General features: G+C 37.6%; 19 protein-coding genes. 5 read left to right on the forward strand and 14 right to left on the reverse strand.

All coding sequences use genetic code 11. The annotated features are described in order from the left end of the window. Nucleotides 1-14: 14 nt before the first annotated feature. Nucleotides 15-212, reverse strand: a complete 198-nt coding sequence (locus tag ADU73_RS02105) for a hypothetical protein (protein ID WP_062904570.1) — start codon at nucleotides 210-212, stop codon at nucleotides 15-17. A 187-nt stretch (nucleotides 213-399) separates the two neighbouring features. Next, entirely contained in the window at nucleotides 400-885 is a 486-nt protein-coding gene (locus ADU73_RS02110) for a hypothetical protein (protein ID WP_062913130.1), read from the reverse strand. 120 nt (nucleotides 886-1,005) lie between these two features. Between ADU73_RS02110 and ADU73_RS02115 the strand changes: the two genes are divergently transcribed. Further along, complete coding sequence (locus ADU73_RS02115) at nucleotides 1,006-2,178, forward strand: IS256 family transposase (RefSeq protein ID WP_010620873.1); 1,173 nt, start codon at nucleotides 1,006-1,008, stop codon at nucleotides 2,176-2,178. Between the two features lie 76 nt (nucleotides 2,179-2,254). Here ADU73_RS02115 and ADU73_RS02120 read toward each other — a convergent pair whose 3' ends face one another. Together ADU73_RS02120 and ADU73_RS02125 are read right to left on the reverse strand one after the other, a co-directional pair. Beyond that, the gene (locus ADU73_RS02120; protein ID WP_226996042.1) at nucleotides 2,255-3,016 is read right to left on the reverse strand and encodes a DeoR/GlpR family DNA-binding transcription regulator; all 762 of its coding nucleotides are present in this window, start codon (nucleotides 3,014-3,016) and stop codon (nucleotides 2,255-2,257) included. A gap of 280 nt (nucleotides 3,017-3,296) precedes the next feature. After that, nucleotides 3,297-4,328, reverse strand: coding sequence for an AraC family transcriptional regulator (locus ADU73_RS02125; RefSeq protein WP_062913131.1), 1,032 nt, complete (start codon nucleotides 4,326-4,328; stop codon nucleotides 3,297-3,299). 141 nt (nucleotides 4,329-4,469) lie between these two features. On the opposite strand from ADU73_RS02125, the gene ADU73_RS02130 reads away from it, so the two are divergent. From ADU73_RS02130 to ADU73_RS02140, 3 genes are read left to right on the forward strand one after another with little or no spacing between them, the layout of a single operon-like run. Further along, a complete protein-coding gene (locus ADU73_RS02130) occupies nucleotides 4,470-5,738 on the forward strand; it encodes an MFS transporter (protein WP_062913132.1) in 1,269 nt (422 codons plus the stop codon). Nucleotides 5,739-5,754: 16 nt separating this feature from the next. Beyond that, on the forward strand, nucleotides 5,755-7,335 hold the full coding sequence (locus ADU73_RS02135; protein ID WP_046870882.1) for an alpha-L-rhamnosidase-related protein: 1,581 nt from the start codon (nucleotides 5,755-5,757) through the stop codon (nucleotides 7,333-7,335). A 1-nt stretch (nucleotide 7,336) separates the two neighbouring features. Beyond that, on the forward strand, nucleotides 7,337-8,599 hold the full coding sequence (locus tag ADU73_RS02140) for an MFS transporter (RefSeq protein ID WP_046870881.1): 1,263 nt from the start codon (nucleotides 7,337-7,339) through the stop codon (nucleotides 8,597-8,599). Nucleotides 8,600-8,730: 131 nt separating this feature from the next. Here the strand turns inward: ADU73_RS02140 and ADU73_RS02145 are convergent, their stop codons facing one another. The 9 genes from ADU73_RS02145 to ADU73_RS02185 form a co-directional block, all read right to left on the reverse strand. Further along, entirely contained in the window at nucleotides 8,731-9,081 is a 351-nt protein-coding gene (locus ADU73_RS02145) for a hypothetical protein (RefSeq protein ID WP_062913133.1), read from the reverse strand. A 179-nt stretch (nucleotides 9,082-9,260) separates the two neighbouring features. Beyond that, entirely contained in the window at nucleotides 9,261-10,304 is a 1,044-nt protein-coding gene (locus ADU73_RS02150; RefSeq protein WP_056986112.1) for an N-acetylglucosamine-6-phosphate deacetylase, read from the reverse strand. A 15-nt stretch (nucleotides 10,305-10,319) separates the two neighbouring features. Further along, complete coding sequence (locus ADU73_RS02155; protein ID WP_046870879.1) at nucleotides 10,320-11,492, reverse strand: SIS domain-containing protein; 1,173 nt, start codon at nucleotides 11,490-11,492, stop codon at nucleotides 10,320-10,322. Between the two features lie 40 nt (nucleotides 11,493-11,532). Then, nucleotides 11,533-12,276, reverse strand: a complete 744-nt coding sequence (locus tag ADU73_RS02160) for a GntR family transcriptional regulator (protein WP_046870878.1) — start codon at nucleotides 12,274-12,276, stop codon at nucleotides 11,533-11,535. A 144-nt stretch (nucleotides 12,277-12,420) separates the two neighbouring features. Next, a complete protein-coding gene (locus tag ADU73_RS02165; RefSeq protein WP_046870877.1) occupies nucleotides 12,421-13,257 on the reverse strand; it encodes a PTS system mannose/fructose/sorbose family transporter subunit IID in 837 nt (278 codons plus the stop codon). Continuing rightward, on the reverse strand, nucleotides 13,241-14,149 hold the full coding sequence (locus tag ADU73_RS02170; RefSeq protein ID WP_062913134.1) for a PTS mannose/fructose/sorbose/N-acetylgalactosamine transporter subunit IIC: 909 nt from the start codon (nucleotides 14,147-14,149) through the stop codon (nucleotides 13,241-13,243). Before ADU73_RS02170 ends, ADU73_RS02165 begins: the two co-directional genes overlap by 17 nt. A gap of 14 nt (nucleotides 14,150-14,163) precedes the next feature. Then, nucleotides 14,164-14,658 (reverse strand): PTS sugar transporter subunit IIB, encoded by a 495-nt coding sequence (locus ADU73_RS02175; RefSeq protein WP_046870875.1) that lies wholly within the window; start codon nucleotides 14,656-14,658, stop codon nucleotides 14,164-14,166. 148 nt (nucleotides 14,659-14,806) lie between these two features. After that, nucleotides 14,807-16,855 (reverse strand): hypothetical protein, encoded by a 2,049-nt coding sequence (locus ADU73_RS02180; RefSeq protein WP_062913135.1) that lies wholly within the window; start codon nucleotides 16,853-16,855, stop codon nucleotides 14,807-14,809. Between the two features lie 14 nt (nucleotides 16,856-16,869). Beyond that, nucleotides 16,870-17,265: a PTS sugar transporter subunit IIA gene (locus tag ADU73_RS02185; protein WP_046870873.1), complete on the reverse strand. Its 396-nt coding sequence runs from the start codon at nucleotides 17,263-17,265 to the stop codon at nucleotides 16,870-16,872. A 174-nt stretch (nucleotides 17,266-17,439) separates the two neighbouring features. On the opposite strand from ADU73_RS02185, the gene ADU73_RS02190 reads away from it, so the two are divergent. Then, a complete protein-coding gene (locus ADU73_RS02190) occupies nucleotides 17,440-18,423 on the forward strand; it encodes a LacI family DNA-binding transcriptional regulator (protein ID WP_226996050.1) in 984 nt (327 codons plus the stop codon). 65 nt (nucleotides 18,424-18,488) lie between these two features. Here the strand turns inward: ADU73_RS02190 and ADU73_RS02195 are convergent, their stop codons facing one another. Then, nucleotides 18,489-19,442 (reverse strand): ABC transporter ATP-binding protein, encoded by a 954-nt coding sequence (locus ADU73_RS02195; RefSeq protein ID WP_046870871.1) that lies wholly within the window; start codon nucleotides 19,440-19,442, stop codon nucleotides 18,489-18,491. Between the last annotated feature and the right edge of the window lie 8 nt (nucleotides 19,443-19,450).

Here is a 19,450-nt window from a genome sequence, read left to right on the forward strand (position 1 = left end):
TACTCAACATTCCATCACTGAAGTGCTTGTCTCTGTGGAACATAACGTTCCTCTTGTCGGAAACGTGTAATACAGGTCTCCCCGGGTAAGAACGCTAACTTTCGTACCATCTCACCGTTGGCTTTACCGTCATGACTTCGAGTAGTATCGGACTTCAGTTTGTTGAGCAACCTTATCCTGTCATTTCGGCCTTGTAGCCACTTCTTGTTCATCGGTGCAGTACTTTGCCTGCGGCTTCCTTCAGATTCCACTTCACAATGGACACCCTTGCCATTGGCTCATGGTTCCGACTACTACGGCCCATAGCGGACTTTCACCGCCTAGTTGTCCATGCCGGGCGTACTCAAAAAAATAGTTAACAGTCTATTAAGACTGCTAACTATTAACAACTAATTTTAATTATTTCTTTTTGCTTTTCGGATTCAAAACTGTTTTAACATTCGGTATTTTTGTACTCTTAATATGTCGCATTTCAAATTTACTGCCATCAATAATCAGATTTACCTTTCGATCTTCTAATTCTAAGTTGAAGTTTCCAACGGATAATTTATTAACATCAATTTCACCAGTTTTAGAAGCTTTATTTTGTACCATATTTTCTAAGGAGAAGAATTCAGATTCTACAGCCCTTTTGGGTGCTAAATTCAGTTTAGATTTTTTCTTTTTAAATGAGCCTTCAAGAATTCCAAATTTATATCCTTTATTTTTCTCACCTTTTAAAGGGATCATTGTATACTCATATTGAAACGTTCCATTCGCATTTAAATTGACTATATTGTTAATACCACCATTATGTTCAATCTCATTGTAAAAGCTTCCTACAAAATAATATCTGACTTTATTAATCAAAATTGAAATAATAAGTAACGCAATAATAAAAATCATAGCCCATATTATAAAATCTTTCGAGTGTTTAAATAATTATGTGTAAATGATTCATTGAAAAAGGGAAGCCTCTCCCTTATGATAGTTAGCGTCTAAACAAACATCACAGGAGGCTTCCCCATGAATCAGTTTACCAAAGAAATCGTCACAGCACTAGCGCAGCGTCAGGATCTAGATATTATTTTCAAAGATCAACTAGAAACGGCCGTTAATGAGCTATTACAAAATGAACTTTCTGCATTTTTAGGTTATGAGCCCTATGATAGGAATGGCTTCAATTCAGGAAATTCTCGTAATGGCCACTACACGAGAACCTTTAATACAAAATATGGCGAATTGAATCTTACGATTCCCCGTGATCGAAACGGAGAATTTGTTAACCACACATTACCAGCCTATCAACGACGAACAGACCAGTTAGAACAAACCATCATTCAGCTTTATCAAAAGGGAATTACCACTCATGAGATCGCCGATCTGATGGAAAAAATGTATGGTTCCTATTACACGCCACAGACAGTTTCCAATCTAACTAAGGTAGTTAACGAACAAGTTGAAGCTTTCAAGAATCGAACGTTATCAGAACGGTACGCTGTCGTTTATTTAGATGCCACATATCTTCCCTTGCGACGTGACACAGTTGCCAAAGAAGCAGTTCATATTGCGATTGGCATTCAACCTAATGGTCATAAGGAAGTGCTGTCTTACAAGATAGCTCCGACAGAATCTAGTTCTGTGTGGTCTGAAGTATTAGCTGATTTGAAGGATCGTGGCGTACAACAAACCTTACTTTTTGTGGCCGATGGATTGGTTGGCCTCGAAACTGCCGTTGGTAAATATTATCCAAACGCCGTTATTCAGCAATGCCTAGTTCATGTAAGTCGTAATATTTCGCATCATGTACGGGTTCATGACCGTAAAGCTGTGTTAAATGATTTTAAGTTAATTCATCAAGCAACCAATAAACGAATGGCTGAGCACAGCTTAGCCAACTTTGTTGACCATTGGCGCAAAAGATATCCCAAAGTTACGCAAGCTTTATTAAAGAACCAGAAATTACTGGTATTTTTTAATTTTCCACCGGCTATCCGGTCTAGTATTTATAGTACCAATCTTATCGAATCATTTAACAAAAAATTTAAGCGACAAACAAAGAAACGTGAACAATTTCCCAACGAAGAATCTTTGGAAAGAACCTTAATGACTGTAATTCTTGATTACAATGACAAATTTGGGCGACGAACACATAAAGGGTTCAACCTAGTTCAAGACACTTTAGAATCAATGTTTTAGTTCAAAAGTGAGAGGTTTTTTCATTTACACATAAAATTTGACACTCTCAATCTTTCATTATTCTTCCTCCACATATCTAATATATTGTTGTAAACGTCGCATATTGATCAAGTACTAGCTTATTAACTTTAGAATCTGTGATCAATCCATCAATCTGATTTAATGAATAAAAATCATAAAAATCAGGAGCATTTAGCTTTGAGTGATCCGCGACAATAAAACGTTGCTTTGAATGATCTAGCGCAGCCGTCTGAGTTTGCCCTTCTTCAGGGTTTGCATTCATTAATTTATCATTCATTATGCCATTTACACTTACAAATGCTTTCGACATATTCAGCCGAGCCAAAAATTCATTAGTTAGCGCCCCAACTAATGCACCGCTTCTAGGCCTGTAAGTACCACCAATAAGAGTTAAGTCATAATCTTTATTAGTGGCTAAAAATGCTTGAAATATCGGAATACTATTGGTTACCACTCTCAAATGATCAAGGGTTAAATAATTGACTATAAACTCATTTGTTGACCCAGGTCCGATAAACACCGTTTCTCCAGGTTCAATCATACTCGCAACTTTTTTAGCTATTTCTTTTTTTAAGGCCACATTCACATTACGTTTTTGCAAATAACTCAACTCGTCAGTAGAAATCTCTTTTAATCGCTGAGCTCCTCCATGAACTCTCCTAATCTTATCATTATCTGCCAATTCGTCTAAATCTCTTCTGATTGTCATACTCGATACTTTCAAGCTATCAACTAAATCGTGTACTGTCACTGATCCTCTTTGATTTATCATGTCTAATACTTTACTTAATCGTTCATTTTTTAACAATTTTATCACCTTTTTATGTTCGTTTTTGTTTGCTTATGTTCATTAAACATTAAAAAGGAAGCAAAGTCAATAGTCTAAAAAGCCTTTTACTACAGCTAATTTAACAAATTATGTATGTTCAATTTATATGAACAAACTTTATCTATTTCAATTAATAGAGCATTTATATTGTTTGTTTTGTTAACCACCATATTGCCTGCAATTAACTCTAAATAAAATTTATTTTTTTCATGCTTTTCTCCACTTAAATAAAAAAATATCAATAAATTCTTCACATTTACTATTTTTATCAGTAAAGATCTTCCTTAGTTGGCAAACCCATGTCACCAATATTCGTAAATTTAGGATGTACTTTACAGCGATATTGAAATGGCGTTGAATTTAAATATTTTTTAAACAATCGAAAAAGTGAAGTAACATTTTTATATCCAATTAATTCGCAAATATCAGAACTGGACAAATCAGTTTTAATTATTAAATTTTCTGCCACCGATAATCTTCGCCGATCGACTAGCTCTTGAAAATTTTTACCAGTAGCATGCTTCAACTTATTACTTAAATAATTCCCATTATATCCAAAATGATGACTGGCAGTAGCAAGGCTAGTAGTCGCATAATTAGCATTAACATAACGAATAATTGGTAACACCCCTTCCATATCACTATCACTAAAATTAATTTCACTTTTTACAATCGCCGTTTTAAGTTCAATTATAAGTGCTGACATCAGTAATTCCATTGATTGATTACGCTGTGGTGAGGCGTTTTTTGTAAGTCCCTTTTCAATCAACGCATCAATCAAACTAAGTGCTATATCATTTGGCAAGAGATCAAATAATATGAAATTATTATGTAGTGAATTCTTATTTGCAATATTATAAATTAAACGGGAAACAATATTGAGCGATTCAGGAATTAGATGAAATAGTGCCGAAATATCTGCATCACTTTTAATCAAAATATTAACTAAAATATCATCACGCCCAGTATAATCAATTCGTTGAACAATATCTTTATCAAGCAAAAGCAAATTACCTTGGCGAAGCACAATCTTTTCATCATTAATATATTGTATACAGCTACCAGCATACATATAGTTTAATTCCATAAAACTATGTGTATGCGCAGGAACATATGAGAAACGATTACTTTTGGTGACCGCAATACTACCTTTTTTAAAAAAGTCCCATGCTGGCATCCGAGGAATCGGATTGTTTATAAAATCAAGATCCATGTAATTATAATTTTCGCCATTAGTTAGTTGACTTTTTTCGACATTATTAAGTGCAAAGAGCGTATGATCTAGTCTAATTGTCGACATAGTAATGCCTTCTTTCAGAAATAATTAGTTTAAGTATACGATTTCTATCTGTGAATATGCAATAAAAATAGTGTGTATACGATATTGTAAGCGTTTCATTTCATTGCTACTATAAGGGCATTAAAGAAGGAGGAGTTATTTATGAAAGAAGTTTCTAGTTTTAAAAAATATCAGCCACTTGCCATTGCAGCAGGTATTGGTTCTATTCTAGGTTCAGGTATTATTGTTGGTTTATCAGCAACTATCACCGTTTGGCAACGTGGGTTAGGTCTCACTAATGGCCAAGTCGGCATCATTTCAGGGGCCTTAACATTTGCAATTGCTGCTGGATCTTTGCTATCTGGTCAAATCACGAAACGAATCGGCCTTATTCGTTCCTTTAATTGGTTAAATCTGTTTTACGCGATTGGCGCTTTGATTTGTGTATTTTCCGAAAGCTACACGTTATTGTTAGCTGGCGTTATCATCACCAGATTTGCATCAGGCGCAGATTTGCCAATCAGTCTTACAGTAATTTCACATGATTCCCCTGACAAAAATACTTCTGCACGTTTAGTTTCTTCAACACAAATTTTTTGGCAGGTTGGTGTCCTAAGTTCTTATATTGCCGCCTTTGTTGTTTCAAAAATTGCTGGTGCAACTGGTGCACGTATTGTTTTTTCAATTTTGGCAGCAGTTGCAATAATTGCTTGGCTCTGGCGAACAACTTCATCTAAATTTCGAGCTTTCCATGAAGAAGGAGAAAAACGACATCTGAACTCAGAGACAAGAAAAGAACAAGAAACCCATATTACTGTTAAAAGTGTATTCACTGGTGAAGGTGCTGGTAAATACATTGGTTTCTTTACTTGTATCATGGTGTTCTACCTTGCTTGGAACCTTCTTGCAAATACCTTTGGTCAATTTCAGACTTTTACATTAGTTCAAGCACATGCAAGCCAAAGTTTTGCTACAGGTGCGGGAATCGTACTTAATATAGTTGGACTAATCACTACAACTATTTTCGCTTCCCTATCTGGTGGTAAATTGCGTAACAAGCTTTTCGTTATTGCTCAATTAATTCAGATATTCTCAATGCTAGGATTAGCATTAAGCAGTCACGCTTTATGGCCAATTGTTATTGCAATTGGCTGCTATAACATTGGAAACAACCTTGCTGGTGAAGCAATGTACAAAGTTTGGACTCAAGAATCTTTTCCAGTCGAAATTCGTGCTTCGGTTCAAGGCTTCATTAATGGTTTTTCTCGGTTATGTTGTGGTTTGTTTGCGCTAATCACTCCTGCACTGGTTATCCCATCCGCAATTCGTACCACCATGTTTGGCTTTGCTATCTTGCTTACAATTGGATTTATTGGCGGTCTAACAATGATGGCATTACAGAAAAAGTACAACGTTCGAAAATTCGACTAAGAAAGGAATAAACATAATGGCATTTACATTTCAAATTAATAATAATGTTGAATTTACTCATGATGAAAAGTTGCTAAAAAAGGCTAAGGCGTTCAAGCCTGTCTTACAACATACCACCATTACATCTCATAAAATCGTTAAAGTCACTAAAAATGCGGATGAGTTAGGAGGCTATGGTGTAATCCCAATAGCCAAATTTAATACATCTAGTAAACCTTTAAAGAAGGGTGAATCAATTATTTTGGATTTTGGAGATCACCATGTTGGTCATTTCTCCATCCATATTGATTCCGTTGGCTCACCAATGGACGCTCCGTTAACTTTACGCATTAAGTTTGCTGAAATGCCAATTGAATTAACCCAAAACAGTACAGATTATAAAGGTTGGTTAAGCAGTTCTTGGATTCAGGAAGAATTAATTCACTTAGATGTACTACCATTTGAACTAAAGTTACCAAGACGATACAGTTTTCGTTACGTTGAATTAACTGTTGTAGATACCTCACCAAAATGGCAGGCAGTTTTCAGTGCACCAAAACTCGAAACAGAAACATCTGTTAATACAAAAAATTTAAAATCAGTAAAAATTACTGATCCTCAACTTAAAAAAATTTATAATGTCGGATTAAAAACCTTACAAGACTGCATGCAAACAGTATTTGAGGATGGTCCTAAACGTGATCGACGCCTATGGATTGGGGATTTACGTTTACAAGCTTTAGCTGACTACGCTACTTTTAAAGATACGACATTAGTTAAACGCTGCCTATATCTGTTTGGTGCAATGGCCTCAAAAGATGGTAGAATCCCAGCGAACGTTTTCACAAGGCCCGAAAATACTCCTGATGATACATTCCTGTTTGATTATAGTTTATTCTTCATTTCAATTTTGAATGATCTAATGGATTTTGAGCCAGATTACAAAGTATTAAATGATCTTTATCCCGTTGCCAAAAAGCAAATTGATTTTGCATTAACAAAAGTAAGTCCTTATGGAGAACTAAAATTAGATGATAATTATCCAGTTTTTATCGACTGGTCAAACGATTTTGACAAAACAACAGCAGGCCAAGCAATCTTGATTTACGTTTTAAAACAGTTTATTAATTTAACCAATCAAATTGGTGATGATTCCACAAAATATCAAAGTGCACTTGATGTTATCAGTGCATTTGCAAAACATGATTTATTCAATCAAGATGCAAAATTATTTATTTCTGGCCCAAAACAAGAATTTAACATTGCTAGCCAAGTTTGGATGGTACTAGCACAAGTTATGAGTGAAAAAGAAAACAAAGTCATCATGCAAACTACCGTTTCTAAACTGTTTCCAGTTAAGAATATAGCAACGCCGTATATGTACCATCACATTGTCGAAGCATTATTTGTCAGCGGCTTAAAGGACCAAGGCACCAAGTTACTGAAACAATATTGGGGAAAAATGATTTCTTTGGGAGCAGACACTTTTTGGGAATCCTTTGATCCTGATAAACCTAATTACTCTCCATACGGTAGTACCTTATTAAATAGCTATTGTCATGCCTGGAGTTGCACACCGGTATATTTAATACAACGATATTTACTAGCGGAGGAATAATATGGTAACCTCAGCAAAAAAACTAACCCGTGATAATGTACTATTAATTATAGTAGCAGGCATTGCATCCTATCTTGATGCAGCTCTTTTAGTTAGCCTTGGTGTAGCATTACCCATCTGGTTGAAGACAATGCAACTAAATAGTTGGGAAATTGGCTTTATCAGTACTTTACTTACTTTATCTGTTGCTGCAGGTTCATTTATTGGTGGCTGGTTATCAGATAAATTTGGTCGAATTACAGTTTTCAATTTTGATATATTTTTCGTAGCAGTTGGTGCATTAATTATTGCAACTGCAACTCGGTTTGCTGTTTTACTTATCGGAGTTACTATCGCAGGTTTGGCCTCTGGTGCAGATTTGCCAACCTCTTTAGCTGTAATTTCTGAACGTATGTCAAAAAAAGCGTATGGTCGTGCAATTTCCTCCACCCAAATCTTTTGGACAATGGGAATTCTCTTATCTCAATTTATCGGCTTCATCACTGCCAGTGCTAAACAAGGAAGTGTGCTTATATTATTCAGTTGGATTGCATTGGTCGCTTTTATTGATTGGTGTGTACGTGTTTTTTCTCATAAAATAAAAAACATAGAAGCAGTCACAGTTGATCCGAACCCCACTACAAAAAAAACATTGTTAAAAAAACAAAGTCTTAAATCAATGCTTGGTCAACGCACCACTCTTTTACCATTATTTCTATTAACTGTGTTTTATTTATTTTGGAACTTACCCGCCAATACCTGGGGCTCATTTGTAAATTACTTTTTAGTTACCATAGATAATCAAAGTCAAGCCTTTTCTACTGCCATTGCAATTGCTGCAAACCTCTTTTGTTTATTATTGAATGTACTTTATGTTAAAGTTGCAGACACTAAATACCGGTACAAGGTGATGTATGTTGGAATTGCAGTAGCATTTATTTCATTCGTTGTTGCTGGTACATTTAGCGCTTATTGGCAAGCATTTACGGTTGCATATATCTGTTATTCTGGCAGCACTGTGCTTTGTGGTGAGGCTCTATATAAAATCTGGAATCAATCATTTTATCCAATATCAGTTCGTGCAACAATGACAGGATTCTCGTATGGAATTGTTCGTGCATTTACTGCGCTATTTTCACTAATTACACCAACACTAATGGGCTATTCACCTAAGTTACTATTATGGCTTTTGGTAGGATGTACATTAATCTTTGGTATTACAGCAATCGTTATTGTCCACCTCTTAAAACGATTTAATATTCAAGATGCCGGATCGATAAATTAGCACTATCTATCACCCATTACATGATCAAAAAAACACATTCACTCAAAGTGAATGTGTTTTTTGTTAGTTACAGTTATCTAGAATTCTGATTCAATCTACTATGTTCATCCATCAATAAAACTAAATAAATCCTAGTTCTCGTTAAACCATTCAATTAACTGATCAAGGTTATTCATTTCCCGATACTGCAATTTATCAGCCAGTCTTAACAACTTTCTATCGAAAACAAGCTTGGTAAATTCTTCGGCATTTTTAACTTCCCACATCGTTTTTAATTGTTTATTATGTGCTTGAACAGATTTTAAGCTTTTCTCATTACTAACCCAAACATGTACCCCATATAGCACGTTTAGACTGTGTTCAGGCAGTGTTTGTGCTAATGCATCTCTTTGATAAAGAACCTTGTTAGCCTCTTTAGACGCGTAATGATACACGTAGCTGCGCTCTTTAATTTGTGTGGTTGCAATCAAATGCTTATACATAATTTCATGCCTCCAATTACTTTGCCTACCCGTTAGCCTTCAGTCATATTATGGCAGGAAGCGGTTTCTATTGTCAATAAATGCAACTTTAATTTCTCACTTAACTAAAAAAGCACGTTAATCATTGTTTCAAGCTATTGCCTGAATCTACTGATTAATGTGCCATTCATTTCCAATCTTTATGCTTGGTAGCGTGATTTGCCATCCAAGTACGTTTCTTCAAGGTCCATATCATGATCCCAAATCAGGAAATCAGCATCACGGCCAGGAAGAATGCTTCCACACTGATCACCAATGTGGCTGCTAACGGCTGCTGTCTTGCTGGCCATTTGAACTGCTTGTTCTGGAGTGGAAATATTCCAATCCACAACATTCTTAACGGCTTCTTTCAACTGAAGAATGCTGCCAGCTAAACTACCACCGTCTTTCAAACGTGCCATCCCATCAGCCACATACACTGGAAATTCACCAAGAACATGATGTCCATCACAAATCAATTCATCGATAACATTATGCATACTCATTGCTGCACCAACCATCCCTGGTTTACGGTGATTCAAACCACTCATCCCATTAAACGTATGTGTAAAGACTGTAGCACCAGTCTCCACCGCATCACGTGCTTGTTCAAACGTGGCATCACTGTGCCCTAGCGCAACACTTACGCCCATTCGACTGACTGCTTTGGTGAACTCAACCACTCCGTCACGCTCAGGAGCAATCGCAATCTTCTTTATCAGGCCTTTTGCCGATTTTTGCCATCGTTCAAAAGTTTCAACACTTGGATCACCAAAATATTTAGGATTTTGTGCACCCTTGTGTTCCACCGTAAAGAAAGGCCCTTCAAAGTAAATCCCCTGAATTTTAGCACCAGTTGCCTTCCTGTAATTAGCACCAATCGTCTGACAAACAGCATCTAATTGATCAGCCGAAGCTGTTAAAGTCGTTGGTAACCAAGAAGTTACACCGGCCTGCAACAGCCCTTCAGACATTTCCTGGATTTTATCCCAATCATTATCCATAACATCATGACCTAAAAGTCCATGAATATGGGTATCGACTAGGCCTGGTGATACGTAACGCCCAGAATAATCCACAATTTTACCAGTTGGTTTCACACTTGTATAAGTACCAAATTTACCATCGTCCGTAATTTCTAAATAACCGCCATTTTCCGTTGTATTATCAAGAAAAAATTTATCAGCATGAATATAATAGCTCATTATGATTTTCCTCCCCTAATCCAACGAATGAATCGTGACGCCTTTAACAACCCGGTTAACGGTTCCAGTAGCCGAAGGGGTGTCTGGTGTGTTTCCTACTTTGACAGAAGTCATCAAGGCCAGTGTCTGAGCAAACATAATGTCTGGAAATGCCATGTAGCCATCAGGAAGCTGATCATTACCGTTAGTAAATGTAAATCCTTGGCCATCAAAATTCTGTTTGCTTGGCACACCAATCCCAAACACAACCGGAGCAATGTGATCGCCCTGCACTTCATTCAAAATGTCCACATCGTACTGACGAGTATAGGCATCATTACTAATGAAATCGAAGACAAGTGCCTTGTCATTTACAAAAGATTTAGGTCCGTGCCGGAATCCCATTGAAGAATCAAACATGGTGGCCTTTTGACCAGCAGTTAATTCCAACACTTTTAATTGGGCTTCACGAGTGAGCCCAGTTAAACCACCTGAACCTAAATAGATAATGCGCTCAAAGTCTGTATCGACAACCTTTTTAACTTCTGCTTCACGGTCGATAACTTCAGAACCCATCTTCGTAATCTGATCTACATAAATCGCTTTTTGATGATCCGTATGTTTTGCGTCAAAAACAAACAATGAAGTTAACATCATGCAGCTAAAGCTCCCAGTCATCGCAAAGCCTTTATCGTTGGAACGAGCTGGCTGCAACAGAACCAAGTTATTGGCATCATCTTCAGCATGTTTAGCTAATTTGCCTTCCGGAGCACAAGTAATGGTTAACTGCCAGAGATGCTTAACTAATTTTTCTGCTAAATCAACGGTTGCAACACTTTCGGGACTATTACCACTCCGCGCAAAGGAAACTAATAAAGTGGGCGTATCAGCTTCTAGATAATCATGCGGAGTCGACACAATCTTAGTTGTATCAATTGCTTCAAAACGGAACTGGTGGCGATTACCATTAGCCTGCAAATAAGGAACCAATGTATCTCCAACGTATGCTGAAGACCCAGCACCAACGAAAACAACCCGAACTGCCTCTTTTGTCTGGCTAGCAATTCCATCTAAGAATTTAGAAATTTCAGTTTTACTATTCTGATAGTTATCCCAAGCTTCATGCCAAAGTTCGGGTTGTTGTTGAATCTCACGTGTCGTGATGATTGCACCCATTTTTTTTAATTCTGCATCATTTTTCGAAAACATTTTTATGAATCCCCTTTCAATTTCACCTACACCAAAAAAATTAAATTTTAGTGTTCTTATACCGAATATTGTAAACATACTGGTCACTACGCGTACTGCTTAAAGTAAATTCAATAATTTCATTTTGTTGATTAAAAGTTGTTCGTTTTAGCATGAGACCTGGTGATCCCTGCGCAACTTGTAAAACATCGGCATCCTTGTCGCTAATTCTGCCTGCCGACAACGCTTCATCCGCAATTCGAAATTCTTCGCCAAAATCTTCCGCAAATACTGCGTATAAAGAACGATGTTTAACTTCCAACTCGACTGCAGATAGGCCTTCAAATTTCGAAAAAGGCAGGTAAGTTCGATCAATCATAACTGGTACTTTATCTGCCGACCGTAAGCGCTTTAATTTAATGATCCTATCGCCCTCGTTAATGTTTAATTTGTTGGCAAAATACTTATTGGCAGGGCGAACAGAATATTCCATAATCTTTGTTTCAGGCTTTCGGCCTAAAGCAATCATCTGTTTGGTAAAACTGTGTTCATTTCCCAAAGTAGCTGGATTGTCTGTTGCATTGGCCACAAATGTGCCTTTACCATGCTGTCGATAGATAAGTCCTAAGATTTCCAACTCATTCAGAGCCTGACGAACGGTGTTACGACTCACTGAATATTTACGCATAATTTCACGTTCAGACGGCAACTTATCATCGGCCTTATAATCATTTTTAATTTTAACTTTGATGGTATCCATCAACTGCTCGTATAATGGTTCTTTTTTATCATACTTAATTGTCATATTAGTTTTTTCTCCTGTACATAATAAAAGATCTGAGTGTGAACTTATCATACCAGACCTTTCATTTTTATTAATAATTCTAACAGTAAAAATTCGAAATATACACAATATGATAAAAATATCTTATTTAATTTTTACACATGCTTATACAGCTTTTCCTAGAATACCGAGTGCTGAAAGAGCAACCGCAACAATGATTACAATGAAGATTGCACGTGTTGAAGTCATGTGTTTCTTTCCTAACATCCAGTAAATGCCACCCACAATCAATGCTGGGATAAGCTTTGGCATGATCATATCAATCTGTTCTTGGAAGTTAACTGCCATTTTACCCAAATGAGCTACATAGATAACTTGAGTGTTAACCATGGTTGCAGCTAAAGCACCAACGACGTATACACCAAGTAAAGTTGCGGCGTCTGTCAAAGCGCTTAACTGACCCTGCATAGAAGTAACCAAATTTACACCTTGTTTATAGGCAAATTTTAGTTGAATCCAACGGAACCACATAATCACAAAGTCAACTGCCATCCATAAGAAAGCACCTAAAGCATTTCCGTTAACAGCCATGTTAGCAGCAATCGCACCCATGATTGCAGGTACCAGTGCGGCAAAGAGTGAATCACCAATTGCGGCGAAAGGCCCCATTAATCCTGCCTTAATACCAGCAACGGTCTCTAGTGACTTAACACCTTCTTTTTCCTCAATTGCTAAATCAATTCCTTGAATAATGGTATTGAAAAAGTTACTTGTATTGAAAAATTGGTTTTGCATCTTCATGATGCTCTTTAATTCAGGGGTATGGTCGCCATACATTTTTCGTAGTTGTGGCATCATGATATAAAGATAGCCAGAGCCTTGCATCCGTTCGTAGTTCCAACCCCACTGGTTAAACACTAAACTTCGAAAATTAATCTGGCGAAAATCTTTCGCCGTTAATTTATACGTAATTTTATTTGTTGATTTAGATTTCGTCTCCATGAATTTCACCATCCTGTTCTTCGGAGTCTTCTGATTCACTTGATTTTTCAACAGCTACAACGGCGCTCTTTTCAGTTGAGCGTTTATATTCAAGCAAGGCAAATGCAAATCCAATTAAAGCAATTGCTAACATTGGTAAGCTTGCAAATTTTGTCGTGAATTTTGTATCAATTCCGGCAACCGTTGTTTCTAAGATCCCAATGTTTCCGTAAACAGTTGAGAACAAGGCAGTAATGATAAATCCTAAAATCAAGTATGGGAAATGTTTCTTAACTGGTAAGTAGCGAAGCAAAATTGCAAATCCAACGGCTGGTAATAAAGCTCCGGCTGTTGCTAGTCCGTTACTTAACCATGCTAAGTTTTCGTTCATATATGAAACGGCAGTTCGAACAAATGGACCGCCAAATGCAAGTGCTAAGAATACTGGAATTCCATGAGATAGTGTCCATGGTAAAACACCATAAAGATAATTTCGTTCAATTCCTTTATAATTTTCTTGATCAATCATCTTGTCAACCCGATGCTGGAAGAACGTGTTTGCAAAACGTGCAACGATATCTGTTTGAATCATCAAACTCGCAACTGGTACACCTAATGCAGCAACAGCAACTTCAGGCTTCATGCCAGCGCCAATTGCAAAAGCAGTTGCCATAACAGTCCCTGAGTTCGCGTCGATCTTAGAAGCACCACCAAAGGTACCAACTCCAAGAACAGTCAACTGTAAACTACCACCAATAATCAATCCAGTTTTGATATCGCCCATGACTAGACCAGCAATTAATCCGGCCCAGACAGGTTGACTTAAACTAGATTGAATAGTTAATTCATCCATGATTTGATACATGGAATAACAAGTCAAAACGATAACCTGCCATATAGCAATCAATCCCATAATTAAAACCTCCCCTATTTCTTCGGTTTAAACTTTTTCAAAATTTCCATAAAGTCTTGCGCATTATCGCCAGGAACCATTTGTGAAGTTACCTTAATTCCTTTTTCATGAAGACCATTAAAGGCATCAACGTCGGCTTGAACCACATTAATTGAATTCGTTAATTGCGTAGTGTCATCTGTTTGTGACATGTTACCGACATTAATCGTGTCTAATTTGACGCCGTCATTCACTAAATCAAGAAGAATGCTCGGCCGTTTGACAACAATAAATACTTTTTGAGAATCATAACCGCCACGTTTAATATGTTCGGCAGCTGTTTTTTCAGGTAACACACTCAAATCAACTCCTGTTGGTCGAGCCAACTTTAATCCCGATTTTTCAATGTCACTTGCAGCAACCTTGTCATCGATAACCATAATACGTGAGGCGCCTAATTTTGTTGTCCATAGGTTTGCAACTTGACCATGAATCAATCTTCCATCAATTCGTACTGCTATAATTGCCATTATTCACCACTCCCGTAAATTAATAAGAAAAATAATTGCAGATATTTTAACTAATCCAGGTGCGCACCCGATTAATTTTAACTGGTACCAACCACCTATAATAATAAAGCGTTTTCATAAAAAGTCAATAAAAACTTTTATTTTTTTACTAAACTTTTGCTTCTAGCAAAATGGTCTCTAATCCTTTCAGCGGATAATCAATCGTACCAATTCCATGAGTATCCCATGAGCATTGCACTGAAATGTCTTTTAAATCTGAACCAATTCTTGCGTGCAATATCCAATGCGTATATTGGTATTGATCACTAAAATGAAATTTAATTTTTGGCTGATCATCAATTGTGAAATTGGAGAAGTAGGCTTTAAATCCAATTGTTTGTTCTGTCACGAGTTTGACTCCCGGCATCTCAACCACAAATGCAACCTGAGAATGCTTTTGTAGATACCGTTTGAAGAGAATCTCTTTGATGGAATAATATTGTGACTCCCAGCCATATTTTGGATCAGAGTCCATTGGTAAAATAAAAGTATGCTCGTTCACAACCGTCATAACTGGGCCTAAACATTTATGATATTCGTTATAAGCGTTTGAAATAATCGTCACCTTAGCGTTTTGATCATAAGTTAACTGTAAATAGTTCCCAGTGTGCTGTAGCATTGTCACGCGCGGATTTTCAATACCATTCACAGTCTGCCCATCGGCCTGCTCAAATGATTGGTAGCCAGTTCTTACCTGATGCCATTTTCCGTTTGAAACACCTAGTAATGTATTCGCTAAATGCCGCTCCAAGATAATTTCAACGCTTTGGCCATCCAAAAAGACTGTATTGTCACTGATTAGCTGCGTAATTTGTGTATTTGTTAAGTTCCGCAAGAACTGACCACTAATGGCCAAGGTCTGATCATGATACTGTGTTTTATGACTATATGGCTTTGGTAAACAGGCAATTCCAAGGCTCCCAAATAAAGATAGCCAATTCGTTTCAGTTGGTAATAATTCGGCCGGATCTCTTCCTTGAGTTGTGTGAATTGTTTGCGCAGAATCTTGATCTACCAATACTTTGACTCCATCCAGGTGGCCAAGATCTAACCTAGTACTTCTCTCACTCATGTGATTTAACCATGTTTTTGACTCCGCCAACAGTTCTGCATAGTGATACGTCGGGTCAATCCCATTGCCCATCATGTCAAACAAATTCAGCATAATTCCTGAAGCACCAATTAAGACCGTACTTTCTAATTGAAATTGGGTAAACCGATTCGATTTCACGAACGGTGAATACATGTAATTTTCTAATTCTGGATTAAATTCTGCAGAGTTCCCATCAGCCACATATGCTGCTGTTGTGCGCGTATACGCCTCAAAATCACGACTATACTTGAGTGATGAGACTTCGTTGTAAGCTGGTAAATGAGGGCGGTTCAAGCGCGGATGCTTACCTGAAAGTTCAGTGAACAGTTCTGACCAGTCGCGTCCTTCTACTGCGTGCCAATTAGGGAACGAGCTCATTAATCCAAGTTTTGTATGTGGTGACACTTCCGCAACTCCGTCGGCAATTTTTTTAGCAACGTCGATCATTTCTTGTCTCGCCACGGCTAAATAAACCAATCGTTCTGGCGTTGGTTCCCCAGATTGAAGCATTGCTGCAGCAAATTTTTCACGACTTAATTCTTTGCCCAATTTTTGGTTGTAAATTGCCATATGATGATCACAAAAACAACCAAGTTTCAGTGGTGTATGATTGTAATGCCGAAAATCGTCTTCCAACCATAACTTTTTGGGATGAATGCTGGCAAACTGCCGATAACAATTAACGATGTATTTCTGCCAAACAGGATCCGCCGGACAGGCAATCGATTCGGCCTGCCGTCCTTGATAATCTACCATGGTTTTAAATCCGAGTTTAGGATTAATCTTGCGACCTCGATCGCTATGCATCAGCGTCGTCCACGGATTCAAACTGGTCGTGACACCCATTTCTTTCAGTGCTTTTCCAACTGGTTGAATAGCATCCAACCACACTTGAATCTGGTCACTCGTTTGATGGCTTTGATTTAGCTCCTCGGAATTAATAAAAAAAGTCACATCATCAATGCGACCTTTTTTACAAAATTCCAGCAATTGCGTTTCTTTTTTGGCATCCCAATTTTCTGGATCCAAAGTAAAGCGAAGCGAATAACTATAATTTGCTGTCATTTGTCTATCCTCATTTATTCATTTAGTTTTGCATTAACATCAATCACACCGGCCTTGGCCTCATCCATCATGGTAGTCTTACTAAATTCGTCGCCCATCATGATTTGGTTACCATAATTAATAACCATGGGTAGGTTCAGGCCACTCACTACTTGAAGATCTGGATGAGCAGCGATTAAGCGAACCACAACATTAGAAGGGGTGCCACCCAATAAATCCACAATGACAACGACTGGTTCGTGATTGGGATTGTCCGAAATAAATTTTTCTGCAGCTGCCTGAAGATCTTCAGGCCCTTGGTTTGGTTGTAAACCAACGGCCGCTGTATCTTTAATTGGTCCCATGATCATCTCTGCACTTTTCAACGCCTCAGTTGCCATATTGCCGTGGCTCATCAATAATAGTTTCATAATTATTGCATCTCCTAATAAGTTTAGTAAACTTTTTAATTTTTACAGTTCTTATTTTACACGTATTATATTATTTGTAAGCCCTTTCATTGGTGAACTTGATAAAACTTTTAAACACTCATATAATTGAAGGCATTAACGAAATGAGATGATTTTATCGCAACTATCAATGATATCGCACGCTTAGCCGGTGTTTCAAAGTCAACTGTTTCTCGAGTGCTCAATGGCGACGATACTTTGTCAGTCAGCCAGAGTACGGAAAAAAACATTTTTGAAGCTGCTGAACAGCTTTCATACGATAAATATAAAACTAAACATAAAACTAACGGGACAATTGCCGTGGTCCTTTCTTATAAAGAATCCGAAGAACTGGATGATGCGTATTTCATGTCTCTTCGCTTGGCTGTTAACAACCACTTGACCGATAGCAATTATCGATTTAAAAATTTCTTTCAGACTGATTATGAACGGAATGAATTGGCCAAACAATCTTATATTGGGATTGTAGCGGTCGGCTTTTTTGATAAGGAAACCATTTTGAAGTTACGTGCCTTACACAAACCAATTGTGTTCGTTAATACGGACACCCTCTTGGATAATGTTGACTGTGTAGTGACTGACTTCACCTCATCAGTCGCCAGAACAACCAATCATCTCTTGCAGGCTGGCATTAAAGACATTGGAATTTTAACTGCAAAACAACACCATCACCACCTGATTACCCTTGAAAATGATCCACAGGGGTTTCTAGCCAAAACTTTTCTGCAGTGTAAGAAAACCTTCAACCCAGATTACTTCTTCGTGGCGGAGGACTATACAGCCGCTGCAGGCTATCAAGAAATGAATAAAATTATTGACAAACTAGGTGCTAAGCTTCCTAAAGCATTTTTAATTGGTTCCGACTCAATCGCAATCGGTGCGATGCGAGCGCTGACTGAACATAAAATAGCTATTCCACAACAAATATCGGTCATTGGGTTTAACGATATTACGTCAGCCCAATATATCACCCCCAGCTTAAGTACCGTGCACGTTTCCCGAAATGCAATGGCCAGAGCTGCCTTTGAACTTTTAAATGAACAGTTTCAGAAACGTAACATGGTCCCACGAAAAATAACGATCGGGACTTCTTTGATTATTCGCGATAGCAGCGTTTAAAATGAGGTCTAGAAATAAAAAAATAGCAATGAAATCTATTTTAGATTTCATTGCTATTTTTGAATTTATAGAACTGTTAGTCCTTCTTCAGTTGCACGTTTTTTGTAAGTTTCAATCTCATCTTCACTTGCACGTACAAAATGTTGCGGGGTAATCTCTACCATTTGACGCTTTTTATCATCAAATTCTGGAGAAGAATCATAAACAACCTGGCGACGATTACGTTCAAACTCTGGATCGGGCTGTGGTACAGCCGAAACTAAGCTCTTCGTATAAAGGTGTAAAGGATGATTATAAACTTCTTCAGCCGGACCAATTTCAAGAATCTTGCCATAATGCATAACACCGATTCGATCACTGATATATTTTACCATTGATAAATCATGTGCAATGAATAGGTAAGTTAATCCCGTTTTTTCTTGAAGATCCTTCAACAAGTTAACAACTTGAGCCTGAATGGAAACATCCAACGCAGAAATTGGTTCGTCAGCAATAATAAAGTCAGGTTGAACGGCTAAAGCTCGCGCAATCCCAATTCGTTGTCGCTGACCACCAGAGAACTCAACTGGATAGCGACTAGAGTGATCACGATTCAACCCAACCGTTTCAAGTAAGTCTTCTACTTGATTTGTCCGGTCTTGATCATTCTTGGCCAAATGATGAATATCTATGCCTTCAGCCACAATATCCTTGACTTTCATCCGTGGATTTAAAGAAGCATATGGATCTTGGAAGATCATCTGCATTTCACGTCTAAACTTCATCATATCGCTTTTACTCTTTAGAGAGGCTACATCACGGCCATTAAAAATCACTTGGCCATCAGTAGGATCAAGTAAACGAATAATTGCTCGTCCAGTCGTTGTCTTCCCTGAACCAGACTCACCAACTAAACCAAAGGTCTCACCCTTATAGATGTCAAAGGAAACATCATCGACGGCACGTACTTCATCTTTTTTTCCAACGTTAAAATATTGTTTTAAATGTTTTACTTCTAGAATCTTTTCTCGTGTATCCATGATTAGCC

Source organism: Pediococcus damnosus, assembly GCF_001611155.1.
GTDB lineage: Bacteria > Bacillota > Bacilli > Lactobacillales > Lactobacillaceae > Pediococcus > Pediococcus damnosus.

Bases quoted from the DNA above. Each gene is read 5' to 3' on its own strand.
- ADU73_RS02160 (WP_046870878.1), bottom strand. From the start codon at position 12,276: ATGACAATTAAGTATGATAAAAAAGAACCATTATACGAGCAGTTGATG.
- ADU73_RS02180 (WP_062913135.1), bottom strand. From the start codon at position 16,855: ATGACAGCAAATTATAGTTATTCGCTTCGCTTTACTTTGGATCCAGAA.
- ADU73_RS02175 (WP_046870875.1), bottom strand. From the start codon at position 14,658: ATGGCAATTATAGCAGTACGAATTGATGGAAGATTGATTCATGGTCAA.
- ADU73_RS02115 (WP_010620873.1), top strand. From the start codon at position 1,006: ATGAATCAGTTTACCAAAGAAATCGTCACAGCACTAGCGCAGCGTCAG.
- ADU73_RS02155 (WP_046870879.1), bottom strand. From the start codon at position 11,492: ATGTTTTCGAAAAATGATGCAGAATTAAAAAAAATGGGTGCAATCATC.
- ADU73_RS02105 (WP_062904570.1), bottom strand. From the start codon at position 212: ATGAACAAGAAGTGGCTACAAGGCCGAAATGACAGGATAAGGTTGCTC.
- ADU73_RS02195 (WP_046870871.1), bottom strand. From the start codon at position 19,442: ATGGATACACGAGAAAAGATTCTAGAAGTAAAACATTTAAAACAATAT.
- ADU73_RS02140 (WP_046870881.1), top strand. From the start codon at position 7,337: ATGGTAACCTCAGCAAAAAAACTAACCCGTGATAATGTACTATTAATT.
- ADU73_RS02130 (WP_062913132.1), top strand. From the start codon at position 4,470: ATGAAAGAAGTTTCTAGTTTTAAAAAATATCAGCCACTTGCCATTGCA.
- ADU73_RS02135 (WP_046870882.1), top strand. From the start codon at position 5,755: ATGGCATTTACATTTCAAATTAATAATAATGTTGAATTTACTCATGAT.
- ADU73_RS02150 (WP_056986112.1), bottom strand. From the start codon at position 10,304: ATGAGCTATTATATTCATGCTGATAAATTTTTTCTTGATAATACAACG.
- ADU73_RS02110 (WP_062913130.1), bottom strand. From the start codon at position 885: ATGATTTTTATTATTGCGTTACTTATTATTTCAATTTTGATTAATAAA.
- ADU73_RS02145 (WP_062913133.1), bottom strand. From the start codon at position 9,081: ATGTATAAGCATTTGATTGCAACCACACAAATTAAAGAGCGCAGCTAC.
- ADU73_RS02185 (WP_046870873.1), bottom strand. From the start codon at position 17,265: ATGAAACTATTATTGATGAGCCACGGCAATATGGCAACTGAGGCGTTG.
- ADU73_RS02165 (WP_046870877.1), bottom strand. From the start codon at position 13,257: ATGGAGACGAAATCTAAATCAACAAATAAAATTACGTATAAATTAACG.
- ADU73_RS02170 (WP_062913134.1), bottom strand. From the start codon at position 14,149: ATGGGATTGATTGCTATATGGCAGGTTATCGTTTTGACTTGTTATTCC.
- ADU73_RS02125 (WP_062913131.1), bottom strand. From the start codon at position 4,328: ATGTCGACAATTAGACTAGATCATACGCTCTTTGCACTTAATAATGTC.